At 55.6% G+C, this 19832-nt stretch carries 18 protein-coding genes; 13 read left to right on the forward strand and 5 right to left on the reverse strand.

Features of this window, described 5'->3' with window-relative positions:
- Positions 1-17: 17 nt before the first annotated feature.
- Positions 18-2567, reverse strand: a complete 2550-nt coding sequence (gene mrcA, locus ACCW76_RS14330; RefSeq protein WP_045833781.1) for a peptidoglycan glycosyltransferase/peptidoglycan DD-transpeptidase MrcA — start codon at positions 2565-2567, stop codon at positions 18-20.
- A 242-nt stretch (positions 2568-2809) separates the two neighbouring features.
- Between mrcA and pilM the strand changes: the two genes are divergently transcribed.
- The 12 genes from pilM to trpS all read left to right on the forward strand — a co-directional run bounded on the left by pilM (position 2810) and on the right by trpS (position 12907).
- A complete protein-coding gene (gene pilM, locus ACCW76_RS14335; protein WP_436338894.1) occupies positions 2810-3619 on the forward strand; it encodes a pilus assembly protein PilM in 810 nt (269 codons plus the stop codon).
- Complete coding sequence (locus ACCW76_RS14340; protein WP_436338895.1) at positions 3616-4161, forward strand: PilN domain-containing protein; 546 nt, start codon at positions 3616-3618, stop codon at positions 4159-4161. Before pilM ends, ACCW76_RS14340 begins: the two co-directional genes overlap by 4 nt.
- Complete coding sequence (locus ACCW76_RS14345; protein WP_436338896.1) at positions 4154-4648, forward strand: hypothetical protein; 495 nt, start codon at positions 4154-4156, stop codon at positions 4646-4648. The genes ACCW76_RS14340 and ACCW76_RS14345 overlap by 8 nt, the downstream gene beginning before the upstream one ends.
- Entirely contained in the window at positions 4638-5018 is a 381-nt protein-coding gene (locus tag ACCW76_RS14350; RefSeq protein WP_436338898.1) for a HofP DNA utilization family protein, read from the forward strand. The genes ACCW76_RS14345 and ACCW76_RS14350 overlap by 11 nt, the downstream gene beginning before the upstream one ends.
- Complete coding sequence (gene hofQ / locus ACCW76_RS14355; protein WP_436338900.1) at positions 4960-6219, forward strand: DNA uptake porin HofQ; 1260 nt, start codon at positions 4960-4962, stop codon at positions 6217-6219. The genes ACCW76_RS14350 and hofQ overlap by 59 nt, the downstream gene beginning before the upstream one ends.
- A 482-nt stretch (positions 6220-6701) precedes the next feature.
- Entirely contained in the window at positions 6702-7223 is a 522-nt protein-coding gene (aroK, locus tag ACCW76_RS14360; RefSeq protein ID WP_034820046.1) for a shikimate kinase AroK, read from the forward strand.
- 39 nt (positions 7224-7262) lie between these two features.
- Positions 7263-8351: a 3-dehydroquinate synthase gene (gene aroB, locus ACCW76_RS14365; RefSeq protein ID WP_038644284.1), complete on the forward strand. Its 1089-nt coding sequence runs from the start codon at positions 7263-7265 to the stop codon at positions 8349-8351.
- 182 nt (positions 8352-8533) lie between these two features.
- Positions 8534-9568, forward strand: a complete 1035-nt coding sequence (locus ACCW76_RS14370) for an SPOR domain-containing protein (RefSeq protein WP_045833785.1) — start codon at positions 8534-8536, stop codon at positions 9566-9568.
- Positions 9569-9664: 96 nt separating this feature from the next.
- The gene (gene dam, locus ACCW76_RS14375; protein WP_038644286.1) at positions 9665-10477 is read left to right on the forward strand and encodes an adenine-specific DNA-methyltransferase; all 813 of its coding nucleotides are present in this window, start codon (positions 9665-9667) and stop codon (positions 10475-10477) included.
- Between the two features lie 65 nt (positions 10478-10542).
- Positions 10543-11226, forward strand: a complete 684-nt coding sequence (gene rpe / locus ACCW76_RS14380; protein WP_034819612.1) for a ribulose-phosphate 3-epimerase — start codon at positions 10543-10545, stop codon at positions 11224-11226.
- Positions 11210-11887, forward strand: coding sequence for a phosphoglycolate phosphatase (locus tag ACCW76_RS14385; protein WP_436338903.1), 678 nt, complete (start codon positions 11210-11212; stop codon positions 11885-11887). The genes rpe and ACCW76_RS14385 overlap by 17 nt, the downstream gene beginning before the upstream one ends.
- A 15-nt stretch (positions 11888-11902) precedes the next feature.
- Positions 11903-12907 (forward strand): tryptophan--tRNA ligase, encoded by a 1005-nt coding sequence (gene trpS, locus ACCW76_RS14390; RefSeq protein ID WP_034819607.1) that lies wholly within the window; start codon positions 11903-11905, stop codon positions 12905-12907.
- Positions 12908-12964: 57 nt separating this feature from the next.
- Here trpS and cysG read toward each other — a convergent pair whose 3' ends face one another.
- From cysG to nirB, 4 genes are all read right to left on the reverse strand, one after another.
- Positions 12965-14329, reverse strand: coding sequence for a siroheme synthase CysG (gene cysG, locus ACCW76_RS14395; RefSeq protein ID WP_436338905.1), 1365 nt, complete (start codon positions 14327-14329; stop codon positions 12965-12967).
- 199 nt (positions 14330-14528) lie between these two features.
- A complete protein-coding gene (nirC, locus tag ACCW76_RS14400; protein ID WP_436338907.1) occupies positions 14529-15332 on the reverse strand; it encodes a nitrite transporter NirC in 804 nt (267 codons plus the stop codon).
- A gap of 30 nt (positions 15333-15362) precedes the next feature.
- On the reverse strand, positions 15363-15689 hold the full coding sequence (gene nirD / locus ACCW76_RS14405) for a nitrite reductase small subunit NirD (RefSeq protein WP_038644290.1): 327 nt from the start codon (positions 15687-15689) through the stop codon (positions 15363-15365).
- On the reverse strand, positions 15686-18226 hold the full coding sequence (nirB, locus tag ACCW76_RS14410; RefSeq protein ID WP_436338909.1) for a nitrite reductase large subunit NirB: 2541 nt from the start codon (positions 18224-18226) through the stop codon (positions 15686-15688). The genes nirD and nirB overlap by 4 nt, the downstream gene beginning before the upstream one ends.
- Positions 18227-18514: 288 nt before the next feature.
- Between nirB and ACCW76_RS14415 the strand changes: the two genes are divergently transcribed.
- On the forward strand, positions 18515-19798 hold the full coding sequence (locus ACCW76_RS14415) for a cytosine deaminase (RefSeq protein ID WP_436338911.1): 1284 nt from the start codon (positions 18515-18517) through the stop codon (positions 19796-19798).
- Positions 19799-19832 lie beyond the last annotated feature (34 nt).

Below are 19832 nucleotides of genomic sequence, written 5' to 3' on the forward strand. Positions count from 1 at the left end.
TACGCCGGCTTTTTTTATCAGAACAGTTCGTGGCTTTGGCCGTTGTCCATGAGTGTGGTGCCCACATCATGCACTGAATACTCCGTTGGCTGAGTGCCATTGATGAAGTACTCCTGACGGGTATTGCCGCCACCGTTGGCCAGCTTGCCCGTACCGCGATCGATCGTCACAGTGACAACGCCATCTGGCGGTGTCAGCGGCTGTACCGGCACGCCATCCAGCGCAGATTTCATGTAATCATCCCAGGCTGGCTGAGCACTCTTCGCACCGCCTTCGTAGCCAGAAATCTGGTCAGGAATCGCACCTGACATGGTCGAGCGGCCCAGCGCGCGTGAATCATCGAAACCAATCCACACTGAGGTCACGACACCAGGGCCGTAACCAGAGAACCATGCATCCTTCGAGCTGTTAGTGGTACCGGTTTTTCCGCCGATATCGTTACGCTTCAGGTCACGACCCGCGCGCCAGCCTGTTCCCATCCAGCCGGGCTCACCGAACACGTTGGAGTTCAGTGCGCTTTTGATCAGGAACGACAGCGGTGTATTGATCACATGCGGAGCATATTGCTGATCACCTGCGGGTTGCGGCTGGGCAGGCACTTGCTCCAGCTCCGGCTGTGGCACCGCCTGATTTTGCGATTGATCGGAGGTCGCGACGTTTTCCACGCTCTCTTCGCTCAGCGCCAGCGATTTTTTGGTATCACCGTAGATCACCGGCAGATTGCACTGTGGGCAGGCAATCTTCGGTTTCTCTTCGAACACCACGCCGCCTTGTTCATTCTCAATTTTGGTAATGAAGTAAGGATCGACAAGGAAGCCGCCGTTAGCCATCACGGCATAACCGCGCACCACCTGCATTGGGGTAAACGAAGCCGCACCTAATGCCAGCGATTCAGTATGGATGATGTTTTGTGCAGGGAAGCCGAAGCGCTGCAGATACTCTGCGGCGTAATCCACACCCATTGCACGCATCGCACGTACCATCACCACGTTTTTCGACTCACCCAGGCCCTGACGCAAGCGGATAGGTCCCGCATAGGTCGGCGGTGAGTTTTTGGGGCGCCAGTCCGCTCCGGCACCCGCATCCCAACGTGAAATGGGCACATCGTTCAGTATGGAAGCCAGCGTCAGTCCACGGTCCATCGCGGCGGTATACAAGAACGGTTTGATGTTTGAACCGACCTGACGCAGTGCCTGTGTCGCGCGGTTAAACATACTCTGGTTGAAGTCAAAACCACCGACCAGCGCGCGTACCGCACCGTCTTCTGGATTGAGCGAGACGAGGGCCGAGTTGACCAGCGGCACCTGACCTAACCACCAGTCGTTATCGACTTTACGCACCCAAATCTGCTGGCCAGCCTGCAGTACCTGCGTCACGCTGCGGGGCGTAGGGCCTTGTAGCGTGTCGGATTTGTAAGGACGTGCCCAGCGAACGCCCGCCATACTCAGAGAGACACTGCTGCCGTCTTTCATCATCGCGGTGGCTTCATCGGCCGTGGCAGTGGTCACCACGGCGGCATTCAGTGGGCCGTAGGTGGGCAGATCTTTCAGCGCGTTTTGAATGCGGCTCTTATCCCAGCTTGCTTCGCCCACTTTCCACAGCACGTTAGTCGGGCCGCGATAACCATGACGCATGTCATACGCCATCACGTTATTGCGAACAGCTTGTTGTGCGGCCTCCTGCAGATGACGTGTGACGGTGGTATACACCTTGTAGCCATCATCGTAAGCGGCGTCACCATAGCGTTTCACCATCTCCTGACGCACCATTTCGCTCAGATAAGGTGCGGAGAAGGCAATTTCGGGACCATGATAGGTTGCGACCAGCGGCGTGTTGCGCGCGTCATCATACTGCTGCTGCGTGATGTAATTCTGGTCGAGCATACGCGCCAGTACCACATTACGACGCGCCAGCGCGCGCGCATGAGAGTACAGCGGGTTAAAGGTTGACGGTGCTTTCGGCAGACCGGCAATCATCGCCATCTCACTCAGTGAGAGCTGATCAACCGGCTTACCGAAGTAGACCTGTGCTGCCGCTCCGACACCATAGGCACGGTAACCGAGATAGATTTTGTTGAGGTAGAGCTCGAGGATTTCATCCTTGCTCAGCAGTTGTTCGATGCGAATCGCCAGGAACGCTTCCTTGATCTTACGCATCAGCGTGCGTTCAGGGCTAAGGAAGAAGTTACGCGCCAGCTGTTGCGTGATGGTACTGGCACCCTGGGAAGCATGACCGGACACCAGCGCGACGCTGGCGGCACGGAAAATGCCCACCGGATCGACGCCGTGGTGCTCATAGAAGCGGCTGTCTTCCGTTGCAATGAACGCTTTGATCAGCTCAGGCGGCATCTGTTGCAGGGTGAGCGGCACGCGGCGCTTCTCACCATACTGGGCGATCAGTTCGCCATCCGCGCTGTAAACCTGCATCGGGGTTTGCAAACGCACGTCTTTCAGCGTGTTCACATCGGGCAGCTGCGGCTCTATGTATTTGTACAAACCATAAACCGTGCCTGCTCCCAGCAGAATGCAACACACTGTAAGAATCAATAAATACTTTACGAACTTCACCTGAGAATTCCCATCTGTTGTCGTTTGGGCAGTTTATAAACAATCGCGCGGTAGTATAAAGGCAAGCCTGACGCTTTGATATACCCGTCATACTTCGAGCTGCAGCTGTGTCGGCTGCGCGAGCTTACCTTAGACGCTGACTTCAGTAAGTGCCTGAGCCATCGCTGGTTTTCCGCCTTGCCGCGACTCGAATGATTTAGGGTATCTCTTTTTTTACCTTAAAAGATAAGGAGATCGCGCATATGGCTTTTCAGCGCTGGCAAATCGGATTGGACATCCAAAACGGGCAACTCTGCGCCCTGGGCATTGAACGCCGACGTCATGGCTGGCAGTTACGCCATTGGTGGCAACAACCGCTGCCGCACGATACGTTACGCAACGGCGTGTTGCAAACGACCCCACTGTTACAGGAGATGTTGACGCGCTGGCAGCGTCATCTGCCGAAACGCTATTCACTGCGAGTTGGCTTGCCGCCGCAACTGGTGTTGCAGCGAACATTGCCGCTGCCAGAAACCTCGCTCAGTGAGCCGGCAATGAGCCGTTATGTGGCATCCTCGGCACCACGCCTGTTTCCGGTTGAACCCGCCACGCTGTCGATTGACTACCGCTCGGCACGTAATGCAACGCAACTGTGCATTACGGCGGCACGGCGTGAAGTGATTGCGCAGTGGCTGGCGCCGCTAAAGGAGGCTGGCCTGCGACCCGATGTCTTTGAACTGAGCAGCCTGGCGTTGACCCAAATCGCCATGCGCATGCCGCTGCATCGTGACCAACTTTTAATCCATCCGCTTAGCGATCACTGGCTATGGATGTTAGCCGGTGAGCCGGGCACTTCAGGCGCGGCCACTGAACCTCTAACGCTGGCGAAACTGCGTGAAACCTTCCCTCAGGCATCGTCCATCTTTTGCACCTCGCCCTTCAGCCTGGCTGAACCCAGCGTGACGCACTGCCGACCGCTTTCATTACTGCACTATCGGCAACCGCCTCTGCCCGCACAGGAAGGTGAGTTTGCTATCGCGCTCGGTCTGGCACTGCGCCCGGAGGATGCATGATGCTGGCCGTCAATTTATTACCCTGGCGCGTGCGGTTGCAGCAGCGCCGCCGCCAGCAAAGTTTTTGCCTGCTGGGATGCGTCCTGCTGGCGACGTTAATGATGGTGCTGTCGTTATGGTGGCGCGGAAGCCAGGCACAGGGCCAGATGCACAGGGCGTTGGCGGATATCAGCCAACAGCATGAAGCGTTGCAACGCCAGTTGACGCAACAGCAACTGCTGCTGCAGCAACGCGATGAGCTATTAGAGGCGCAGCTGATACGGCAGCGTAAAAAGGATGAGCATCAGCGCTGGCAACAGTTCTGGCAGCGCTTGCCGATATTGATGCTGGACACGCTTTGGCTCAAACGGGTGGAGCGGCGCCAGGGCATCTTGCTGTTCGAAGGGCAGGCGCAGAGCATGATGGCGATCCAGGATTTTCGTCATCAATTGATGAGGCAGCCGCTGTTTGCCACGGTAAAACCGGCCAGCGTGCAGCGCCAAACCGCTGGGCACTATCGATTTGTCTTGCGCGCGCGGATGCAGGAGAACATCGGTGAATGATGCATTGCAGCGCTGGCTCGCTTTAGCCCTGATGTGGCGCATTGCCTGCCTGTTGGGCATGTCTCTGCTGCTGATGCTTTTGGCGTGGTGGGTTTTACTACGCCCGCAGCAACAGGTCCATGCTGCCCAATTACGCCAGCAGGCGGTGATGTCACAGCAGGTGATGCAGCGTCAGCAGCTATTGGCTGCACGACCTGCCATCAACGTGCTGGAACAGGAAATCGCACGTTTACAGCAACCCATTAGTGGCGTCACTGAGCAAGTTACGCTCGAAGCTTTGATCACCGAGCGTGGCGATCAACTGGAAAGCTGGCTGCCGGATAATCAGCCACAGCAGTTACAGCTGCGGCTCGGCTGGACGCAATTTGTCCCGCTGTTTTCAGCGCTGTCATTGACTCGCCTGCCTGTACCGCAGCGCTTTGAACTCAAAGAAGAGCAGGGTTCGCTGAACACACAGCTGTGGCTGGAGGATGGAGATGCGCCATAGTGCATGGCTGTTAGTAATGTGGAGCGGCTTTACGCTGGCACGCGATCCCTTTCAGCCGCAGGCCGAGGTGCAATGTCGGATGCAGGTAGCTGAACCTGATGGCTGGCGGTTGCAGGGCATTATCGGTACTCCCACGCGCTATGTTGCCTGGCTACGCTCACCAGAAGGAAAAAACCATCGGCTTGGCCCTTCGGCTCGGTTACCGCGCTCAAGCTGGCAGGTGGCAGCGTTAACCGCGAATAGCATGACCTTGCATGTCGCGCAAAGCTGCCCACCGCAGCAAATCACCTGGTCTATAAAAGGAGGATATTATGAAATGGATGACACTACTGCTGTGCCTGAGTTTGAGCCTGCCCTTGCAGGCAAATGAGGAACGCTTAAGCCTGGTGTTTGATGATGCCCCCGTTGAACGTATTTTGCAGGCGCTGGCAGATTATCAACAAACCAACCTGCTGATTGCACCTGGCGTTGAAGGGCGCTTATCACTGCGCCTGGAAAATGTAGGATGGGAGCGCGCACTGGCGCTGGTGACCCGGCTGGCAAAACTCACCGTGGTGCAGGAAGAGGGCGTGCTGCTGGTTTATCCCGAAAGCTGGCAACAGATGCAGACACAACAGGCGAAAACAGAACATGAGGAGCGGCAACAGCAACTTCCTCTCGAACAGCAGTCCGTCACGCTGCATTACGCCAATGCCAGCGATGTCTATCGTAGTCTGCAAGCGGAGCGTTCACTCCTCACTCCACGCGGCAGTGTCACGGTCGATAGCCGCACCAACAGCTTGTTATTGCGTGACACCGCCGCCGCGCTGCGTGATGCCTCGCGCTGGTTGCGCGCGCTGGATATGCCACTCGAACAGGTCGAGTTGTCTGCCCACATCATCACTATCAATGAAGAACATCTGCGTGAGCTGGGGGTGAACTGGCACACCGCGCCTGCGCAAAGTGTGACGACGGCATTGCACCATCCACAACTGGCGATCCCATTGGCCGTGAATAGTCCTGCATTGCGCGCGGGCGTCACGCTGGGGCAGGTCAGTGGGGGATTGTTGAATCTGGAACTCAGCGCGCTCGAACAGGAGAACCAAATCGAAATCATCGCCAGCCCGCGGCTTTTTACCTCTCACCAGCAAACCGCTTCCATTAAACAGGGAACCGAAATTCCTTACGAGGTGAAGTCGGGCAGCAGTGGTGCAACGGCGATTGAATTTAAAGAGGCAGTGTTAGGGATGGAAGTGACGCCCATGGTGCTGGGGAATGGACGGATTCAGTTAAAACTGCGCTTAAGCCAGAACATGCCGGGGCGCAGCCTGAACGTGGGTGAAAGCAACGTGCTGAGTATTGATAAGCAGGAAATTGAAACGCAGGTGACGCTGCGTGATGGAGAAACGTTGGCGCTGGGCGGGATTTTTCAGCAACAGCGCATACAGACCGAACAGCGGGTGCCTTGGTTGGTTGAACTGCCCTTACTGGGAACGCTGTTTCGGCAGCAAACCAAAGAACATAAAAAGAAGGAGTTGGTGATCTTCATTACCCCCAGACTGGTCAGGGAAGCAGCGCTTACAGCCGGATAAAGCGGAAAATTCACTCTGATTTGCCATCTGCGTTGACGCAGGGCAGGAATTAGCTTACAAGGTTTAGCGATTTTTAAAACGGTGTAGCGGAACGCGGCAGGATAACCTTCCGATGGGCGTCGGTCACAAGCGATACTGGCGTCAGAATATATTTTCCTTAAATAAATTGAGTTAAAGCGCGGCGGTGAAAGCGTTCATTCCTAAGCTTATTTATGTAAGTTTCAGGGATGAAAAGACACAGCCAACGCGCATGGTGCTTGAAGTGTGAAGGAAAACAGGAGGGGCGTTACCGTCTCGCGAACCACAGACCGGTCCTGTTACAAGGTCGCCGGGGGCAATTTATTCGGTTGCCAAACGGCCATGAGTGTTGAGATAATTTTCCGTCTGACTCTTGTTAATGCTCATGAGGTCTCAGTTCCTGTCCCGCCAGCACTATGCTGAACGCGGGGTATCATCAACGAATTCTTAGTAATACCGATAAAATGGCAGAGAAACGCAATATCTTTCTGGTTGGGCCGATGGGTGCCGGCAAAAGCACTATTGGTCGTCAGTTAGCTCAGCAACTCAATATGGAATTTTTCGATTCCGATCAGGAAATTGAGCGACGTACCGGAGCGGATGTAGGCTGGGTATTTGATGTGGAAGGCGAAGACGGTTTCCGCGATCGCGAAGAGAAGATCATTAATGAACTCACCGAGAAACAAGGCATTGTCCTGGCGACCGGTGGTGGTTCTGTCAAATCCCGTGAAACCCGCAATCGTCTCTCCGCCCGCGGCGTGGTCGTTTATCTTGAAACGACTATCGAAAAGCAACTTGCTCGTACACAGCGTGATAAAAAACGTCCGTTGTTGCAGGTTGAAGAGCCACCGCGCGAAGTACTGGAAGCTTTAGCTGGCGAACGTAATCCACTTTATGAAGAGATCGCTGACGTCACTATTCGCACTGACGATCAAAGTGCAAAAGTTGTCGCCAATCAGATCATCAACATGCTGGAAAAAAATTAATCCAGCGCCCTGACGGCTCAGCAATAGGTATCGGTCATCATGGAGAAGATCACTGTCTCACTCGGGGATCGTAGTTACCCCATCACCATCGCTGCCGGACTGTTTAACGATCCGGCTTCTTTTTGGCCGCTAAAAGCAGGCGATAACGCCATGCTGGTGACCAATGAGACGCTTGCCCCGATCTACCTCGACAAGCTGTCAGCACTGCTTTCGCAGGCGGGCGTGAAGGTGGATCAGGTGATTTTACCTGATGGTGAAAAGTACAAGACGCTCGCTGTGATGGACGATGTCTTCACCGCGCTGCTGCAGAAACCGCATGGACGTGATACCACGTTAATTGCGCTCGGCGGCGGTGTGATTGGTGATCTCACTGGGTTTGCCGCTGCGAGCTATCAACGCGGTGTGCGCTTTATTCAGGTACCGACAACGCTGCTGTCTCAGGTCGACTCTTCAGTCGGCGGTAAAACAGCCGTCAACCATCCGCTGGGCAAAAACATGATTGGTGCCTTCTACCAGCCCGCCTCAGTGGTGGTCGATACCGATTGCCTGGCTACGCTGCCGGCGCGCGAATTGGCGTCTGGTCTGGCAGAAGTAATCAAATACGGCATTATCCTCGACGGGGAATTCTTCCAGTGGCTGGAGCAGAATCTTGATGCTCTGCTGGCACTGGATCAGCAAGCCCTTGCCTACTGCATCCGTCGCTGCTGTGAACTCAAAGCTGAAGTGGTCGCCGCCGATGAGCGTGAAAACGGTCAACGCGCACTGCTCAATCTGGGCCATACTTTTGGTCATGCGATTGAAGCGCACATGGGCTATGGCAACTGGTTACACGGTGAAGCGATTGCGGCGGGAATGGTCATGGCTGCCCGTACCGCCGAACGGCTGGGTCAGTTCACTTCGACGGATACCGATCGCATTATTGCGCTATTTTTGCGAGCGGGTTTACCGGTGCACGGCCCGGCAAGCATGCAAGCAGAAGCGTATCTTCCGCACATGATGCGCGATAAAAAAGTGCTGGCGGGTGAAATGCGTTTGGTGCTGCCTCTCGCAATTGGTCGCTCTGAAGTGCGCGCAGGTGTGGCACATGATATGGTGCTGGCTGCGATTAACGATTGTATAAAATACTGAAGATATCCGGAATAAGTTGAGCTGCAGCAAGGTGGCCATCGCATGCGTTCCAGGCGCTGACATCAGTGAGATGTCTGGATGATAGGATGCAGCCAACGTCGTTTCAGCTTGAAGTATCACGGATAAAGCAGTGAGTGGTGATGCGGTGCGTGGGAAGCGTGCTGTTTTACGGAGGAGGCTAGATGGATGAGTTCAAACCGGAAGACGAGTTAAAACCTGATGCCAGTGACCGCCGTCCTACGCGGCCACGCAAAACGTCTTCTGCGCCGAAAGCGAAGGTACCTGTTTCTCGTCAGCATATGATGATGGGGATCGGCATCCTTGTTCTGCTGTTGGTGGTGCTGGGTATTGGTTCGGCATTGACCGGTCCGGATGATAAGAAACCCGCAAACACGGCCAGCAATGGCAATGCGGCGCCAACGGCAACCGGTGGTGAAAAGAACATCGACCTTTCCGGCTCGACGTCCATGAGTGGCCAGCAAAGCGCCACACCTTCAGCGGACGCATCGCAGACGCCGGCGACATCCTCCTCTTCAGCAGGCGGCGATTCCAACTCGATTTCAATGCCAGCAGTGTCTTCAACGCCGACGCAAGCTGCACCTGTCGATACGCCCGCCAATCAGCAACGTGTAACGCTGCCGGGTGATCTCAACAGTGCGCTGAGCAATCAGCAAGGCCAGGTTGATAACGCGGCACAGGGTGCACAAGGCAACAGTTCATTGCCGACCGCCCCTGCTACCGTAAGCGGTAACGGCAAAGCGATGACGCCTCCGGCGATGCGTTCTGAGACACCTGCGCGTACCAACAGCAATGGTTCACGTGAAACGCACAGCAACACCGCGCATAAAGCGCCGACCACGTCGAAACCGGCAGCCGGAGCAAAAGAGAATAAAACGCATACCACTGCCGCGCATAATGCGCCGGTGAGCGCCAGCAGCGGTGCCAGTAAGTCACTGCCAACGGGCGGTAGTTACACGCTGCAGTTGAGCGGTGCGTCGAAAGAAGAGAGCCTGAATGCCTGGGCGAAGAAACAAAATCTGAGCGGTTATCACGTGTATAAAACCACGCGTAACGGTCAGCCCTGGTATGTGTTGGTCAGCGGTGCTTACGCTACGCCAGCCGATGCCAAGCGTGCAGTGGCATCACTGCCGGCTGAAGTCCGTGCGGCAAATCCGTGGGTAAAACCGTTGAGTCAGGTGAAGAAAGAAAGTCAGTAATTGATGTGGGGCTGCGATCGCGCGGCCCCGTTTAAAGCGCAAAGCTGCTGTCGGTTCCACCACAGCCCATAATTAAGATGTAATAACCACGACAGCATGAAGAAAAATCGCGCTTTCCTTAAATGGGCCGGAGGGAAATACCCGCTGCTTGACGATATCCGTCGTCATTTGCCACAAGGTGACTGTTTAGTCGAACCTTTTGTGGGTGCCGGTTCCGTGTTCCTCAACACCGATTATGATCGCTATCACCTGGCGGACATCAACGGTGACCTGATCAATCTCTATAACATCGTTAAAAACCGCACGGCTGAGTTCATTGAAGACGCGCGGCAACTGTTCACGCCTGAAGGTAATATCGCAGAGACCTATTACGCGCAACGTCTGGCATTTAACGCCAGCAAAGATGAATATCAGCGTGCATTACTGTTTCTCTATCTCAATCGGCATGGTTACAACGGTTTGTGCCGTTACAATCTGCGCGGTGAGTTCAATGTGCCTTTTGGTCGTTATCGCAAACCTTACTTCCCGGAAGCGGAGCTGTTGTGGTTTGCCGAACGGGCGCAAAAAGCGACCTTTGTCTGTGAATCGTACGATGTTACTCTGAACAACGCCCCTGCTGGCTCAGTGGTTTATTGCGATCCGCCGTATGCGCCTTTGTCGGCGACGGCGAACTTTACCGCGTACCACACCAATAGCTTTAGCCTGCGCGAGCAGCAGCATTTGGCCGAGCTGGCAAATAAGCTGGCACATGAAAACAGCATACCGGTGCTGATTTCCAACCACGACACGTTGCTTACGCGTGAGTGGTATCAGAATGCGGTTTTACACGTAGTCAAAGCCCGGCGTTCCATCAGCCGAAGCATAAGTGGTCGCACTCAGGTTGACGAACTGCTGGCGCTTTTCCGCTAGCCTGTTTCGTCCGCGACCAACGCATTACGCCAGCTCTGGCTGGCGCACAAAATTGGGAGAATCGGATGAAACAATTTTTGCTGGCCCCTTCAATTCTTGCTGCTGACTTTGCTCGCCTGGGCGAAGATACCGCCAAAGCGCTGGCAGCAGGCGGGGATGTGGTGCATTTCGACGTGATGGATAACCACTATGTGCCTAATCTGACCATGGGGCCAATGGTGCTGAAAGCGCTGCGCGACTATGGCATTACGGCACCGATTGATGTGCATCTGATGGTGAAACCGGTGGATGCACTGATTCCAGAGTTCGCTAAAGCGGGCGCAACTTACATTACCTTCCATCCTGAAGCCAGTGAGCACGTTGACCGCACGCTGCAACTGATCAAAGAGCACGGCTGTAAAGCGGGTCTGGTGTTCAATCCGGCGACGCCACTCGATTACCTCGACTACGTGATGGATAAACTCGACATCATTCTGCTGATGTCAGTGAACCCTGGCTTCGGCGGTCAATCTTTCATTCCTGGCACGCTGGACAAATTGCGTCAGGCGCGTCGTCTGATTGATCAAAGCGGTTACGATATCCGTCTGGAAGTGGACGGTGGCGTGAAGATCGATAACATCGGTCAGATCGCGGCGGCAGGTGCGGATATGTTTGTGGCTGGTTCAGCTATCTTTGGTCACCCCGATTACAAAAAAGTGATCGACGAAATGCGCGGCGAACTGGAGAAAGTTAATGGCTCATTTCACTGATATCCACGCGCTGGCGTTTGATCTCGATGGTACGCTGGTCGATAGCGCACCGGGTCTGTCCCAGGCCATCGATCATGCTTTAGGTGATTTGCAGTTGCCGCCGCCCGGCGTTGCGCTGGCCTCCACCTGGATTGGCAATGGCGCAGATGTGATGATGACACGCGCGCTGACCTGGGCATTAGGCCGCGAACCGCACGCCGAGGAGCAGCGAGACGCGCGCTCGTTGTTCGATAAGTACTACGCCGAAACGGTGGAAGCGGGCAGCACGCTGTTTCCGCAGGTGAAAGAGACGCTGGCGGCGCTGCACGCCAAAGGCTTGCCGATGGCCATCGTCACCAATAAGCCGACGCCGTTTGTCGCGCCTTTGCTGCAATCGCTGGGCATTGCCGATTTCTTCACGCTGATTATTGGCGGTGATGATGTGGTGGTGAAAAAGCCCCATCCGGCAGCGATCTTCCTTGTTTTGGGTCACTTTGGCGTACTGCAAAAAGAATTACTGTTTGTCGGTGATTCTCGTAATGATATTCACGCAGCTCAGGCTGCGGGTGTACCCAATGTCGGTATGACTTTTGGCTACAACTATGGCGAGCCGATTGCCGCCAGCCAACCCGATTTAACTCTCGATACTTTTAGCGAACTTTTGCCCGCTCTCGGGCTGTAATTATCAGGATATAACATGAGCAAACCCATCGTTTTCAGCGGCGCCCAGCCTTCCGGTGAACTGACCATTGGCAACTATATGGGTGCGCTGCGTCAGTGGGTGCAGATGCAGGATGATTTCCACTGCATTTACTGCATCGTCGATCTGCACGCCATTACCGTTCGTCAGGACCCCGCTGCGCTGCGCAAAGCCACGCTGGATACGTTAGCGTTGTACCTTGCCTGCGGTATCGACCCGGCAAAAAGCACCATCTTTGTGCAGTCGCATGTGCCTGAGCACGCGCAGCTGAGCTGGGTGCTGAACTGCTATGCCTACTTTGGCGAGCTGAGCCGTATGACGCAGTTTAAGGATAAGTCCGCGCGTTATTCTGAAAACATCACCGCGGGTTTGTTCGATTACCCGGTGCTGATGGCGGCCGATATTCTGCTGTATCAGACCAACCAGGTGCCAGTGGGCGAAGATCAAAAGCAGCATCTGGAACTGAGCCGCGATATCGCCGGTCGTTTCAACGCACTGTATGGCGATGTGTTCAAAATTCCTGAGCCGTTTATTCCGAAATCAGGCGCACGCGTGATGTCGCTGCTGGAACCGACCAAGAAAATGTCGAAGTCGGATGACAACCGCAACAACGTGATTGGCCTGCTGGAAGACACCAAAGCGGTAGTGAAGAAGATCAAACGCGCGGTAACTGACTCCGCCGAGCCGCCAGTCGTGCGTTACGATGTCAAAGAAAAAGCCGGTGTCTCTAACCTGCTGGATATCTTGTCGGGTGTCACCGGCAAGTCGATTCCGCAGCTGGAGCAGGAATTCGAAGGCAAGATGTATGGCCACCTGAAAGGCGAAGTGGCGGAAGCGGTTTCCGGCATGCTGACTGAGCTGCAGGAGCGTTATCATCGTTTCCGTAATGATGAAGCTTTCCTGAATCAGGTCATGCGCGATGGTGCCACCAAGGCCCGTGCGCAGGCGCAAGAGACACTGAAGAAAGTCTACGAAGCAGTGGGTTTTGTGGCTCAGCCTTAAGCGACGAGCGGTATGATCTAACAACGGCGAGTTGTCATGACTCGCCGTTTTTTATGTTTAAAACCAGCGTAACTGGCGACGCAGGCTGACCACGCGCCCGACGATAATCAGCGCTGGGCTGGCAAACTGCTGCGCCAGCGTGTTGAGTTCAGCCAGCGTTGCGGTCTCTACCCGTTGCTCTGATGTCGTGCCGTTCTGCACGATGGCGACCGGCATTGTTGCATCCATGCCATGTTGCAACAGCTGGCGCTGAATCTCGGGTGCCTGATTCAGGCCCATGTAGAACACCAACGTTTGCTGTTCTGCTGCCAGCTTACTCCACTCAATTTCGCCCTGCTGTTGCAGATGGCCGGTAACAAAGCGCACACTCTGGGCGTGATCGCGGTGTGTCAGTGGAATGCCGCTGTAGGCGGCACAGCCCGATGCGGCGGTAATACCCGGTACCACGCTGAACGGAATGTGGTGCTGTGCCAGCACCTCCAGCTCCTCGCCGCCACGACCAAAAATAAAGGGATCGCCGCCTTTCAGCCGCACCACACGTTTGCCGCTCTGGGCCTGCTCCAGCAGAAGCTGGTTGATTTGTGACTGTGGGACGCAGTGATGTCCCGCCTGTTTACCGACAAAGATGCGCTCTGCATCGCGGCGCACCAGGTTTAGAATCGGTTCGGATACCAGGCGGTCATACACCACCACATCGGCCTGCTGGATACACTGCAACCCTTTCAGTGTCAGCAATCCGGCATCGCCCGGACCCGCGCCCACCAGCACCACTTCACCTTGTTGTGACAGCGGCGCATTGAACAGCGTATCAACGATATGATCGGCGCGTGGCTGGTCGCGATTAGCCAGCGTTTGTGCCAAACGATCGCTGGCAAAGAAGCGTTCCCAAAAAGCCCGGCGCTGTCCCATGCTGGCGAAAGTGTTCTTCACCCGACTGCGCAGTGTGCCAGCGAGTGAAGCCAGTTGGCCTAAATGCTGTGGCAGCATCGCTTCCAGCTTCTCGCGTAGCAGGCGAGCCAGCACCGGAGCACGACCACCGGAGGACACCGCAATCATCAGCGGGGAGCGATCGATAATCGATGGCATGATAGCGCTGGCTTCCTGTGGTGCATCCACCAGATTGCAGAAGATGCGGCGCGCTTCGGCGGCATCGCCCACTTGCTGATTCACGGCGTCATCGTCGGTGGCGGCAATCACCAGCCAGCAGCCTTCTAGCCAGCATTCTTGAAAGGTGCCGGACATGAGGTGCAACTTTCCCTGCTCGGCCCACTGCTGAAATACAGGGGAGAAATCCAGTGCGCCGACGTGCAGATCGGCACCGGCATCCAGCAGCAGGCGCGCTTTGCGTTCTGCCACATCGCCACCGCCAACCAGTAAGCAGCGTTTGCCCTTCAGGCGGCAAAACAGTGGAAAATAGTCCATCGCTCATCCTCAAAAAAGCCCGCGAGCCACGTGATGATCATCAGTTAAGCAACTTAGTTTCGGTACGCATAATCCGTAGCGGCGCGATTTATCGCGCAGGCGCTTAAACACGCGCAATAAATTGCGCCGCTGCAAATCTGTGTGACCGTTAATGTTGATAACGTGATTCACATAACGAGGTTCGTGGGCTTAGAAACATTTAAACCGATTTGAGCGCAGCGGCTTGTGTCGCCACTTGCGGTCTTTGAGCTTGCGGGGTGGCGTACCAATAACCGAGGCCCATTAACACCATACCAGAGAACATATTACCCAGCGTCACCCACAGCAGGTTATGGCCAATGCCGCTCAAGGTGAGTTCGGCATTATGCTGACCAAACCACGACAGTGCAAAGACCGTCATATTCGCGACAGAGTGCTCATAGCCGGAGGCGATAAAGGCCAGCAGGCACCACCAGATGGCAATGAATTTTGCCGTGCCTTCGGTGCGCACTGCCATCCAGATCGCCAGACACACCAGCCAGTTACACAGCGCCCCTTTAAAGAACAGCGCCATTGCCGGTTGCGTGGTTTTCGCCAGCGCGGCGCTGTGAATCAGTGCGCCTGCATTGGGCAGCATCGCGCCTGCCGCGTAGTAATAGAGCAGGGCGACAAATACCGAGCCGATCAGGTTGCCCAGCCAGGTTTGCGGCAGCACACACCACATCTGACCCTGGCTAATGGTACCGGCTTTAACGCCCACGGTAAGGAACATCGTATGACCCGTAAACAGTTCTGACCCTGCAATGATCACCAGGGTCAGAGCGATACCAAAGGTGGCGCCCATGACTAGCGGACGCCAGGCTGGATCGGCCAGATTGCCGAGGGTGAAAATCAGGATGATGGCGAGACCAACGTAAGCGCCCGCCATCGCCGAACTGATCCAGAAGGCCAGCGGGCTGTGCTGTGCCGTACGCACAATGCGCGCCGCGTTGGCGGCGCAGGTATTCAGGGTGTCAGTAAACATAGTGACGTCTCATAAAGTAAAAGAATTCTGTCAGGCGCACACTTCGACCTGGCCCGCAGTAACGCGCACCGGATAGCTCGCCACGGAACGGGCGGCATCTTCCAGGCAGACGCCGTCGCTTAAACGGAAGCGCTGTTTTTTCAGCGGGCTGGCGACCCACAGCGTGTGCTGATGTTCGGCAATCAGGCCGCGTGACAGCACGCTGGCTGCGGAGAAAGGATCGATGTTACTCAGCGCATAGAGTTGCTCATCATCATGCGGACGGAAGATGGCAATCTGCTGGCCTTTCACCAGCGCGCAGACGCCGGTGGCAGGCAGGATTTGTTCGAGTTCACACACGGAATGCCACTGGCTCATGCGTCGATCTCCTCAATCTGGGTGATGGCAATACGCTCGGCAGGGCTTGCCGGACGATGCTGATCGCGCTGAGCGACGTGCTGCACCAGCGGATCGCGCTGATCGCTGTTGATGAAGGTGCTGAAGTGGATGTGCTGCCGGGGATCGTTCACCGTCGCCGCCCATTCACACTCGACTTCAGCCCGCAGGCGCGCCAGTTCAGCTTCCAGCTGCGCATTCAGGCTGAGTTTGTCATCGATAATCACGCTGCGCAGATAGTCGATACCGCCTTCCATGCTTTCCAGCCACAGCGAGGTACGTTGCAGGCGGTCACCGGTGCGGATATAGAACATCATAAAGCGGTCGAGATAAGTCAGCAGGGTATCGCGATCCAGGTCCGCTGCCAGCAAATCGGCGTGGCGTGGTTTCATGCCACCGTTGCCGCACACATACAGATTCCAGCCTTTTTCCGTCGCGATAATGCCGACATCTTTGCCCTGTGCCTCCGCACATTCGCGCGTGCAGCCCGAGACGCCAAACTTCATTTTGTGCGGTGTACGAATGCCTTTGTAGCGGTTCTCAAGCTCGATACCGAAGCCGAGGCTATCGCCGACGCCATAGCGACACCAGGTGCTGCCCACACAGGTTTTTGCCATGCGCAACGCTTTGGCATACGCCTGGCCGGTTTCAAATCCGGCATCAATCAGCTGCGACCAGATGGCAGGCAGGTCATCACGCTGGGCACCGAACAGGCCAATACGCTGCGAGCCGGTGATTTTGGTGTAAAGATTGTACTGGCGCGCCACCGCACCGATCGTCATCAACCCTTCTGGCGTGATTTCGCCCCCGGGTGAGCGCGGGATGACCGAGTAGGTACCATCTTTCTGGATATTGCCAAGGAACAGATCGTTGCTGTCCTGAAGTGGCGCGAGTTGTGGCTTGAGCACATAGTCGTTCCAGCAGGAGGCCAGTAGCGAACCCACGGTCGGTTTGCACACTTCACAGCCATAACCCTGACCGTATTTCGCCAGTAAGGCATCGAAGGAAGTGATCTCTTCGACACGAATCAGGTGATACAACTCCTGGCGCGAATAGGGGAAGTGCTCGCACAAGTGATTGTTGACTTCGATGCCCTGGCGGCTCAGTTCCGCGTTGAGCACCTGAGTGATCAGCGGAATGCAGCCGCCGCAGCCCGTTCCGGCACGGGTTTCGCTTTTCAGCATCGCCACGGTATGGCAACCGCCTTGCACCGCTTTGACGATATCGCCTTTACTGACATCAAAGCAGGAGCAGATTTGCGCGCTGTCCGGCAGGGAATCGACGCCCAATACCGGCTTCTCGCCACTGCCTGCTGGCAATATCAAACCTTCAGGGTTATCGGGCAGCGCGATGTTATTCAGCGCCAGCTGCAGCAGATTGCCGTAATCACTGGTGTCACCGACCAATACCGCGCCGAGCAGCGTGCGGTTGTCTTCGCTGACAATCAGGCGCTTGTAGATGTGTTTCTGTTCGTCGAGCCACATATAGCTGCGCGCGCCCGGTGTGCGGCCATGCGCATCGCCGATACCGCCGACATCCACGCCCAGCAACTTAAGTTTGGCGCTCATATCGGCACCAGAAAAGGCACTGTCGCGTCCAAGCAACGCATCGCTGGCGACCTGTGCCATTTTGTAGCCCGGCGCGACTAAGCCGAACAGCCGGTTCTGCCAGGCTGCGCATTCGCCGACGGCATAAATCGCCGGATCGCGCGTCTGGCAGCGGTCGTTGATGGCGATGCCACCACGCTGGCCGATTTCCAGCCCACACTGTTTTGCCAGCTTGTCTTGCGGACGAATGCCAGTGGAGAACACGATGAAATCGACATCCAGCGCGCTGCCATCGGCGAATTCCAGCGTCTTACCGCCTTTAGCGTGGTGCACAATTTGCTGGGTATTTTTGCCGGTGTGCACACGCACACCCATTTGTTCGATCTTACGACGCAGTTGCTCGCCACCTTGCGCATCCAGCTGTTCCGCCATTAATCCGGGTGCGAACTCAATGACATGGGTTTCGATACCGAGGTTTTTCAGTGCGCCTGCCGCTTCGAGGCCAAGCAGACCGCCGCCAATCACGGCACCGCGTTGGCTGCGGCGGGCGCAGGCTTCTATGGCGTTGAGATCTTCGATGGTGCGATAGACAAAGCAGTCGCTGCCTTCGGCGCCTTTTATCGGCGGTATCCACGGATAAGAGCCGGTGGCAAAAATCAGCGTGTCGTAATGCACCGCGCGACCGGAATTGGAGTGAATCAGTTTTTCGTCGCGGTTGATGGTAATCGCCCGTTCACCGATCAGCAGTTTGACCTGATGTTTTTCGTAATAGCCGGGGCGAACCAGTGACAGCTCTTCAGCGGTGTGATGGGAGAAGTAGGCGGAAAGGTGGACGCGGTCATAGGCGACGCGCGGTTCTTCACAAAAGACGGTAATGGCAAATTGGCCGGGCTCGGCTTTATCGATCAGTTCTTCTATAAAGCGGTGGCCCACCATGCCGTTGCCAATGATCACGACACTGTGCTTGCTCATGCTTGCCTCAAAAATTGCGGTATCTGCGCTTACGATAGCGCGCTACATCAGGCGCTTATTGATGCACATCAAGCGCATCTTCATATACCTATTTTGAGGTATGTAATTGATTTTGAACGAAATAGATAAGTGACTTATTTGGTTGAATATTGTGCAGAACGGGTCACTGCCGATGGCGCCGTGAAAAGTCACTCGCTGGGGCGCCAATAATGACACCCGAAAAATCGATGACGCTGACAGACAGTTTTTCGTGCTAGCTTAACCTGTTGCTTTGAACAGGAGGATGGCATGGCGAACCGGTCACTGAAGTGGATCAACAATCTGCGCTTAGCGGGCCAGCAGGGCTTGTGGCAAATGGAAATCAACGGTGGAAAAATTGCGGCGATACGTCCCCAGCCATCGCAAATCGTGGATCAGAGTGACGCACTGGACGCCGAAGGCGGGCTGGCGAGTGCGCCGTTTATCGAACCGCACATTCACCTCGACACCACGCAAACTGCCGGGCAGCCTGCCTGGAATCAGTCCGGCACCCTGTTTGAAGGCATTGAACGCTGGGCGGAGCGCAAAGCGCTGCTCAGCCATGACGATGTCAAACAGCGCGCACAGCAGACGCTGAAGTGGCAAATTGCCAACGGTATCCAGCATGTGCGTACCCACGTTGATGTTTCCGATCCCACTCTCACCGCGCTGAAAGCGATGCTGGAAGTGAAAGCGGAAATGGCGCCGTGGATCGATATTCAAATCGTGGCGTTTCCGCAGGAGGGAATTCTCTCCTATCCAAATGGTGAAGCACTGCTGGAAGAGGCATTGCGTCTCGGCGCCGATGTGGTGGGCGCCATCCCACACTTCGAGTTCACTCGCGAATATGGCGTGGAATCGCTGCATAAAACCTTCGCGCTCGCCAACCGTTATGACCGCATGGTGGATGTACACTGTGATGAGATCGATGATGAGCAATCGCGCTTTGTCGAAACCGTGGCGGCGCTGGCACATCGTGATGGCAATGGCGAACGCGTCACCGCCAGCCACACCACGGCGATGCACTCCTATAACAACGCCTACACCTCGCGATTATTCCGCTTGCTGAAGCTGTCGAAGATTCACTTTGTGGCTAATCCGCTGGTGAACATTCATTTGCAGGGACGTTTTGATAGCTACCCCAAACGTCGCGGCATCACGCGAGTGAAAGAGTTGCTCGACGCCGACATCAACGTCTGTTTTGGCCATGATGATGTGTTTGATCCCTGGTATCCGCTCGGCACGGCCAGCATGCTGCAGGTGCTGCATATGGGATTACATGTCTGTCAGTTGATGGGCTACGAACAGATCGACAACGGCCTGAGTCTGATTACCACCAACAGCGCGAAAACGTTGCAATTGAAGGATTACGGTCTGGCGGTGGGTGACTATGCCAGTCTGATTATTCTGCCGGCTGAGAGTGGCTTTGATGCGGTGCGCAGACAAGTGCCCGTGCGCTATTCGATACGGCAGGGAAGCGTGGTGGCGGCAACGCAGCCCGCGAGCAGTGAAATCTATTTGGGCGAGGCAGAAGCGGTGACATTCCGACGATAGTCGCTTAATAAAAAAGAGTGCGCATCACTGCGCA

The sequence above is a fragment of the Pantoea sp. C8B4 genome (genome assembly GCF_051336905.1).
Lineage (GTDB): Bacteria > Pseudomonadota > Gammaproteobacteria > Enterobacterales > Enterobacteriaceae > Pantoea > Pantoea rwandensis_B.